We start from the raw sequence: 235 nt of genomic DNA on the forward strand, positions 1-235 counted from the left end.
TCAACATCACGTGCTGCACCAGCAATATAATCTAGATCACAACCTTCATCAGGGTTATCTAAATTTATCGTCGGTGGAACTTGCTTATTCACTAGTGCTTGGATACTGAAAATAGCTTCAATAGCTCCTGCAGCGCCTAACAAATGTCCAGTCATAGACTTGGTAGAACCCATCATTACATTCTTTGCACCAGCACCAAATACAGTCTTAACCGCATTAGTTTCAGCCATATCAC

The 235-nt window shown here is 41.3% G+C and carries 1 pseudogene; it reads right to left on the reverse strand.

The features are described 5' to 3' along the window. Positions 1-235 (reverse strand): annotated as a pseudogene (locus tag MTCD1_RS20330) (beta-ketoacyl-ACP synthase II); the annotation flags it as partial.

The sequence above is a fragment of the Colwellia marinimaniae genome (assembly GCF_002207865.1).
Taxonomy (GTDB): Bacteria; Pseudomonadota; Gammaproteobacteria; order Enterobacterales; family Alteromonadaceae; genus Colwellia; species Colwellia marinimaniae.